Source organism: Streptomyces sp. SID5643 (assembly GCF_009872555.1).
GTDB classification, from domain to species: Bacteria; Actinomycetota; Actinomycetes; order Streptomycetales; family Streptomycetaceae; genus Streptomyces; species Streptomyces iakyrus.
The window spans coordinates 21,623-28,169 of sequence record NZ_WWIC01000344.1; the positions used below are offsets into that span (position 1 = coordinate 21,623).

The window sequence follows — 6,547 nt, forward strand, 5'->3', positions numbered from 1 at the left end:
TCCCGCGCCAGTGGGTCGCGTGTCAGTGCGTCCCGCGCCAGTGGGTCGCGTGTCAGTGCGTCGCGTAGAAGAACCCGTCCGCGCTCACGTGCTCCATGACCCGGCCGGCCACCCGGTAGCGGCCGTTGGGCACGTCGGGGCACCTCGCCACATGGACCGCCAGCGGGCCGGCGAACTCGTAGCCGCGGCGTTCCGCGTGGCGGCACAGGCTGTCGGTGAGGGCCTGGCCCACGTCGGTGCCGGTGCGGGTCAGATGGTCGTGCACGTCGTCGGACAGTTCCACGTCGTAGGCGTTGGGAACCATGACGCGGCCCTCACGGCACACGACGGCGTTGTCGTCGCATGCGCGCCGCAGGGCGTCGAGGACCTCGACGGGTTCCTTGTCGAGGAGCCGCGCCCACAGCGCGTCCAGGCGGTTCTCCAGGGTCTGTTCCAGCGCACTCAGCGCGCCCATTGCCGTCTCACCTGCCGGAAACATCGTCGATTCGGTCGGGGTGCCGCGGGTGTCCTGGATGGACACCCCCTAGCGGTCGTCGTAGTCGTCGGGGCGCACCTCGGCCTCTTCCAGGGCCTCGCGCATCGTGCGGCCGGTCGCGCCGGGCGGCCGGGAGCGGTGGTCGTCCTGGTGTTCCAGCAGTTCGTCCGTGGTCTCCGTCTTGGGACGGTTCTCCTCGGGGACGGTCATGTCGGCGGCTCCTCTCGGGGGTCGTGTGCGGCGTCGGGTTCCCGCCGGACGTAGGGGTAACCCCCCGGCCGGGCCGCTCATGCCGCCCGAAGAAGCCCTGGTCACCATGTGCGTGAGCTATGTTGAACGTCCCTGGGAGACGAAGGAGGCGCACCGGTGCCATCGCCGCAGCAGGCACGCGCACAGGCATCCGCGATCACCTCGGGGAAGGCCGCCCCCGAAGCGGAGGTCTCCCCGTCCGCCCAGCTCAGGGCCCTCTTCGACCGTCCTCGGCTGTCCCCGGGGCAGCGGCGCATCGCACAGTACCTGATCGAGCACATCACCGAGGCCGCGTTCCTTTCGATCACGGATCTGGCGGACCGGGCCGGCGTCAGCCAGCCCTCGGTGACGCGGTTCGCCTCGGCGGTCGGCTTCAGCGGTTACCCGGCGCTGCGGGAGAAGCTCCAGTCGATCGCGCTGGGCACCCTGGCCGTGGGCCCGGCCGAGGAGGTACGGGGCAACGAACTGCAAGCGGCGGTCGACGCCGAGATCGAGAACCTGGAGAACCTGCGGCGCGACCTGGCCGACCCGGACGTGGTCATCGACGTCGGCCGCAAGCTCTCCTCGTCCACCCCCCTGACCGTCCTCGGGCTGCGCATCTCCGTCTCCCTCGCCGAGTACTTCGCCTACGCCGCCCGCCGGATCCATCCGGACGTACGGCTCGTGACGCGGGGCGGCAGCGTCGCCTACGACGCGCTGCTTCAGTCGCGTGAGGCGGGTGGTACGTGGGTGCTGGCGTTCTCCCTGCCCCGGCACGCCCAGGAGACGCTGACCGCCGTGCGGGTCGCGCGGGGTGCCGGGCTCAAGGTCGCGCTGATCACCGATCTGGCGCTCGGGCCGCTGGCGGACGAGGCCGACGTCGTCTTCGCCCTGGGGACCGGGTCGCGGCTGGTCTTCGACTCCTACGCGGCGCCGGGCGTGATGTGCTCGGCGCTGCTCCAGGCGATGACGGACGCGGACCCGGAGCGGACGCAGGCGCGGCTGGAGGAGTACGAGCAGCTCGCCGACCAGCACCAGTTCTTCCTCAGGGACTGAGCGGCACGCGGTGGACCACACATGGGGACCATCCACAACAAAGCACGCATGAATGTTTTCATGCTTCTTGCAAACCGGATGGCATATATAAATACTGCTCACGGATCGCGACCCGGCAGTTCCGGATCCGTTCCGCACCCGTGGAGCCGGGTCCTACCCACTCCGGCGTCCCGGGTGTTCGTGGCGGCCCCGGTCATCCCCTAGGCCGGGGCCGCCCCGACCCGTCGTCCACCCTCACGACGCCGCACACCCGGAAGCGATGATCATGCACCTGACCACCACGCGCATCAGCCCCGACTGGCCCTGCCAGGTCAAGACCCCCGGGAGCTACGACTGGGAGCGTTCGGCGGCCAAGTGGCTGCGCGAGCTGGTGCCCTCGCGTTACGCCGGATACCCCGTGTTCGTCCGCCACCCCGTCCTCCTGGCCAGGCACGCCCAGATCCAGGTCCAGAACGAGATCCGGGTCGCCCGCACCGCCCTTCAGACCGCCCGCGCCGACCTGCCCGGGCTCGGCCTGCACGAGGGGGTCATCGAGCACACGATCAAGCTGTACGCCGCCGAGGTCATGCAGCTCCAGCACATCGCGCGCAGCGTCCGGGCGGTGACCCAGGCCCTGGTGGAGGCGAACCGCCAGCCCTGACCCGCCGGGCATGACCGGCGCCGCGCGTGGCACCCGTGGGGGAATGAGCACCACCACAGCCCGGCGCGGCGAGCCGGTGACCACGGTCCTGACCTGGCAGGTGCGCCCCGGCCGGGAGCAGCGCTTCGAGGAGTGGACGCACGGCATCACCCGCTGCGCCAGACAGTTTCCCGGCAACGAGGGCGTCTCCTGGCTGACGCCCGAGGACGGCCACCGCTATCACGCGGTGTTGCGCTGGTCCGATCAGCACCGGCTCGCCGCCTGGCTGGAGTCCGAGGAACGCGCGCACTGGCACCGGCGCATCGAGGACGTCGCCACCGAGGTCAGCAGCGAGCGCCAGTCGACGACCGGGATGGAGACCTGGTTCAGCCTCCCGGGCACCACGGTGCAGTCCCCACCCCGGTGGAAGATGGTCCTCACGACCTTCCTCGGCGCCTACCCCTTCACCCTGCTCGTCCAGTGGCTGGTGACGCCCCACACCACCGGCTGGCCGCTGCCCCTGCGGGCGGCCGTCTTCCCGCTGGTGCTGCTGCCCGTGCTGACGTATCTGGTGATGCCGCGGCTGAGCCGGCTCCTGCGGCTGTGGCTGTATCCGCGCGAGGGCCGCTGACCGCTGCCCGCCGAGGCCACGTGACGGATGGGCGCCAGGGTCGGGCGATCAGTCCCTGCGCACCGGCCGGTCTTCGAATCCGGCCGGGTGTGCAATGCTCAACGCGTGACGAGCGAGCCCGTGCCGCAACCCGGTGCCGCACCGGACCTGGTCGAACTGACCAAGATCGTCGCCCGGCAGCGCGCCGAGCTGGACCGGCTGCGCGACCAGGCGGCCACGGCTGCTGTCATGGAACGGGCCAAGGGCGCGGTCATGGCGCTGACCGGTTGCCCCGCGGACGCCGCGGGCGAACTGCTGCTCCAGCGGGCCAAGGCCGCCCGTCACACCCTGCTGGAGGAGTGCTGGATCACTCTGGGCACCCTCGCTCCCGCTCCGCCCGCCCCGGGCAGGCCGGGCGAGGCCCCCGGCGTCGAGGCACCCGGCTCCGGGGAGGCGGCCCTGGAGGAGTCGGACGCGCCGGACGATGTCACCGCCGCCCTGGCCCGCCTCGGCCGGGCCCTCGTTCGGGTGATGACACCGCACGACCTCGCCCGGTGCCTGCTGGAGCACCTCGGCCCCGACATGGGAGCCGACGCGGTCCTGATCTACGCACGCCGGCCCGACGGCGGGCTCGGTCTGATCGGGCACGCCGGCATCGAGGACCGGCTGGCGGCCCAGTGGGGCCAGGTGCCGCCGCTGAGCGGCATGGCGGCGCTGGACGTACTGCGGACGGGTGAGCCGCGCTGGCTGGAGGACTTGGCAGCTGACGAGCGGCAGTACCTGCTCATCGGCGACCCTCCCCACCGGTGGCGCTCGCGTGCCTGGCTGCCCGTGGCCGCCGCGGGCCCGGCCGAGGTCTGCATCGGCGTGCTGCGCGGCCGGGCAGGGGTGTTCACCCCGCGCGACCGGACCCACCTGCGGGGCGCCACCAGGCTGTGCGCCGGCCGGCTGCGCGCCCTCGACCTCCCGCCCGAGCGCGACGCCGACGCCACCACGGACGCGGTGCAGGCGCTGTTCGAGGCGCTGCCGGTCGCGGCCATGCTGCTCACGCCGCTGCGGGCGGCGACGGGCGAGACCGAGGACTTCCGGGTGGAGGCCGCGACCGCACAGGTGGGTGATCTGCTGGACCGGACCGGTGAGGAACCGGCCGGGCGCCGGCTGCTGGAACTGCGGCCCGCCCTGGCGGCCGAGCCGCTGTGGCAGGGCTGCCTGCACGTGCTGGCCACCGGGAAGGCCTACGAGGGCGAGCCGTTCGCGCACGAGGAGGTCGTGGCGGGCGTCGCCGAACTGTCCGTGTACACGGCGCGGGTGGCCCCGCTGGGCGACGCCCTCGTCGTCTCCTGGATCAGGCACGGCTCCTCCGACCGGCAGGAGCAGCGGCTGGCCGACCTCCAGCGGCTGGGCAATCTCGGCTGGGCGAACTGGAACCTGGCCACCCAGGAGGCCTCCTGGTCGACCCAGGTGTTCTCCCTCGTCGGCCGGGACCCGGCGCACGGCCCGGTGCGTCTGCCCGACGTGCCGCGGCTCGCGCTGCCCGAGGACACGCCCGCGCTGACGCGTGCCATCGGTGAACTCGTCCACGGCGGGCGGCCGTTCGACGTGCCGTTCCGGATCCGGACGAGCGGCGGCATCCGGCATCTGCGGCTGGTGGCCGAGGCGGTGGCCGACCGGCACGGAACACCCGTCGAGGTGCACGGCTTCGTGCAGGACATGACCGCCCGGCGGCGGGCCGAGCTGGCCCTGGTCGAGAGCGAGCGGGCGATCCTGACCCAGCACGACGTGCTCCAGGCCGAGCGAACCCTGGCCTCACGGCTCCAGCACGCGCTGCTGCCGATGTCCAACCGGCCCGTGCACCTGGCCGGGCTGCGCGTCGAGGTCGCCTACCTTCCGGCCCAGTCGGGTGTGCACGTCGGCGGTGACTGGTTCAGTGCCATCGAACTGCCAGACGGGGACGCGCTGCTGGTGGTCGGCGATGTCGCCGGGCACGGCGTCGACGCGGTGGCCACGATGGCCCAGCTCCGGTTCACCGCGAAGGGCATGGTCATCACGGGCTCGTCGCTGACCGGCGCGCTCGCCCGGCTGAACACCCTGCTGCTGCACTCACGCGACTCCCACGCGACCGCCACGATGGTGCTGGCCCGCTACGAACCGCGCCGCCGACGCCTGGTCTGGGCCCAGGCGGGACATCCCCCGCCGCTGCTCCTGCGGGACGGCGATGCGCGGTATCTGCCCAGGCCCCACGGCATGCTGCTCGGGGCGACCGCCACGCCGGTCTACCGGGAGGCGGAGTGCCGTCTCGACCCGGGCGACCGGCTCATCCTGTACACCGACGGCCTCGTGGAGCATCCCCCGGACAGCATCGACCGGGGTCTGGAGCAGCTCGTCGAGGCGGTGGCGGCTCCGCACGGTGACGAGCCCGCCTCGCTGGGGCCTTTGCTGGCGCGGATGCTGCCGGAGGAGCGGCGGGACGACGTGTGCGTGGTGGACGTCCGGGTTCCCGGAGTTCGGGGCGGGTAGGGGTCCGCCGCGCTCACAGGTCACCGCGGTGACGCCAGTACCACCACAGGCCCACGAGCAGGGCCAGCAGGAACAGGGTGGGCAGCACCAGGCCGGGGATGCGGGAGCCGTTCATGGGCGTGGCCTTCGGTTCGCGGCGGTTCGGGCGCCTCGTGCGTCGCCCCGGCCCAGCTTGACGCCGGCTGCCCGCGCCGTGGTGCGGCTTTCCCCATCCCTTTGCCCGGCGTTCGACAGGAGGGGAGCGACGTCAGTCGACCGGGTGTCCCGGGTCGATGGTCAGGGCGTCGGAAAGCCGCAGCAACGGCCCGTCGTGCGCCTCGTGCCCGCCCCACTCGACCGGGTCGAGGACGAAGCCGATGTGGTCGCCGCCGCCCGCACGGGTCAGGATCCGGCCGACGAACCAGGCGGGCGCGTCCTCAAGGACGAGGGCTCCCCCGTACGCCTCCCGCAGACGGACGTCCTGGAACTTGTCCGTCCGGTCCCCCGTGTGCCCGCCGAACAGCTCGGCGAGGCCGTACTGTTCGCGGCCGAGCAGGTGCACGGCGAGGACGTCCGCGTTCCGGGCCACCCGGAAGGTGTGGTTGAGCTCGGACAGCCACACCACGAACCGCACGGGCCGCAGCGAGCACTGCGAGGCGAACCCGACCAGGCATCCCGCCCGTTCACCGCCCGCGGCCGCGGTGACCACGTACATCTCGGGATTCAGCCGGTCGACGAACTCGTCCATGCCGGCCATCGTCACACATCAGCTCGCCCCCGCCGGTGTGCGGGACTCCAGTGCGGCCCGGGTGTCGTTGCCGTACACGCCGGTCTCGTCACCGCGGATGCCGTACCAGAGCTGGAAACGGGCGACCGCCGCGGTGAGGGTGGGGTCGTAGCGGCCGCTGGTGGAGCCGTCCCGGTAGACGTCCGGGATGCGCAGGAGGCGTTGCTGGAGTTCGGTCACCTCAGGGCCGCTGGCTCCCTCGCGCAGGGTGCCGGCGCCGTCGGGGTCCACGGGTGCGGGGGCGGCCGGGCCGGGCGGGGTGGGGCCGGGGGTGGA

Annotated in this window: 8 protein-coding genes; 4 read left to right on the forward strand and 4 right to left on the reverse strand. The window is 72.8% G+C overall.

The window, feature by feature from the left end:
- Positions 1 to 52: 52 nt before the first annotated feature.
- Both GTY56_RS36500 and GTY56_RS40205 read right to left on the reverse strand, forming a co-directional pair.
- Complete coding sequence (locus tag GTY56_RS36500) at positions 53 to 454, reverse strand: DUF3662 domain-containing protein (RefSeq protein ID WP_161369561.1); 402 nt, start codon at positions 452 to 454, stop codon at positions 53 to 55.
- A 69-nt stretch (positions 455 to 523) separates the two neighbouring features.
- Positions 524 to 685, reverse strand: a complete 162-nt coding sequence (locus GTY56_RS40205) for a hypothetical protein (protein WP_181361525.1) — start codon at positions 683 to 685, stop codon at positions 524 to 526.
- Positions 686 to 841: 156 nt separating this feature from the next.
- Here GTY56_RS40205 and GTY56_RS36505 point away from each other — a divergent pair, with 156 nt between their 5' ends.
- The 4 genes from GTY56_RS36505 (at position 842) to GTY56_RS36520 (ending at position 5,505) form a co-directional block, all read left to right on the forward strand.
- On the forward strand, positions 842 to 1,759 hold the full coding sequence (locus GTY56_RS36505; protein ID WP_161369562.1) for an SIS domain-containing protein: 918 nt from the start codon (positions 842 to 844) through the stop codon (positions 1,757 to 1,759).
- A 259-nt stretch (positions 1,760 to 2,018) separates the two neighbouring features.
- Positions 2,019 to 2,399 (forward strand): hypothetical protein, encoded by a 381-nt coding sequence (locus tag GTY56_RS36510; protein WP_181361526.1) that lies wholly within the window; start codon positions 2,019 to 2,021, stop codon positions 2,397 to 2,399.
- Positions 2,400 to 2,442: 43 nt separating this feature from the next.
- A complete protein-coding gene (locus GTY56_RS36515) occupies positions 2,443 to 3,009 on the forward strand; it encodes an antibiotic biosynthesis monooxygenase (RefSeq protein WP_161369563.1) in 567 nt (188 codons plus the stop codon).
- 105 nt (positions 3,010 to 3,114) lie between these two features.
- Positions 3,115 to 5,505 (forward strand): SpoIIE family protein phosphatase, encoded by a 2,391-nt coding sequence (locus GTY56_RS36520; protein ID WP_346345663.1) that lies wholly within the window; start codon positions 3,115 to 3,117, stop codon positions 5,503 to 5,505.
- A gap of 247 nt (positions 5,506 to 5,752) precedes the next feature.
- Here the strand turns inward: GTY56_RS36520 and GTY56_RS36525 are convergent, their stop codons facing one another.
- Both GTY56_RS36525 and GTY56_RS36530 read right to left on the reverse strand, forming a co-directional pair.
- Positions 5,753 to 6,241 carry a flavin reductase family protein gene (locus GTY56_RS36525; protein ID WP_161369565.1) on the reverse strand — a complete coding sequence of 163 codons (489 nt, stop codon included), beginning with the start codon at positions 6,239 to 6,241 and terminating at the stop codon, positions 5,753 to 5,755.
- A 9-nt stretch (positions 6,242 to 6,250) separates the two neighbouring features.
- The coding region (locus GTY56_RS36530; RefSeq protein WP_237525193.1) for a peptidoglycan-binding protein at positions 6,251 to 6,547 on the reverse strand (297 nt) is incomplete at its 5' end.

Coding starts and splice junctions, on each gene's coding strand:
- GTY56_RS36510 (WP_181361526.1), top strand. CDS start 2,019: ATGATCATGCACCTGACCACCACGCGCATCAGCCCCGACTGGCCCTGC.
- GTY56_RS36515 (WP_161369563.1), top strand. CDS start 2,443: ATGAGCACCACCACAGCCCGGCGCGGCGAGCCGGTGACCACGGTCCTG.
- GTY56_RS36500 (WP_161369561.1), bottom strand. CDS start 454: ATGGGCGCGCTGAGTGCGCTGGAACAGACCCTGGAGAACCGCCTGGAC.
- GTY56_RS36525 (WP_161369565.1), bottom strand. CDS start 6,241: ATGGCCGGCATGGACGAGTTCGTCGACCGGCTGAATCCCGAGATGTAC.
- GTY56_RS40205 (WP_181361525.1), bottom strand. CDS start 685: ATGACCGTCCCCGAGGAGAACCGTCCCAAGACGGAGACCACGGACGAA.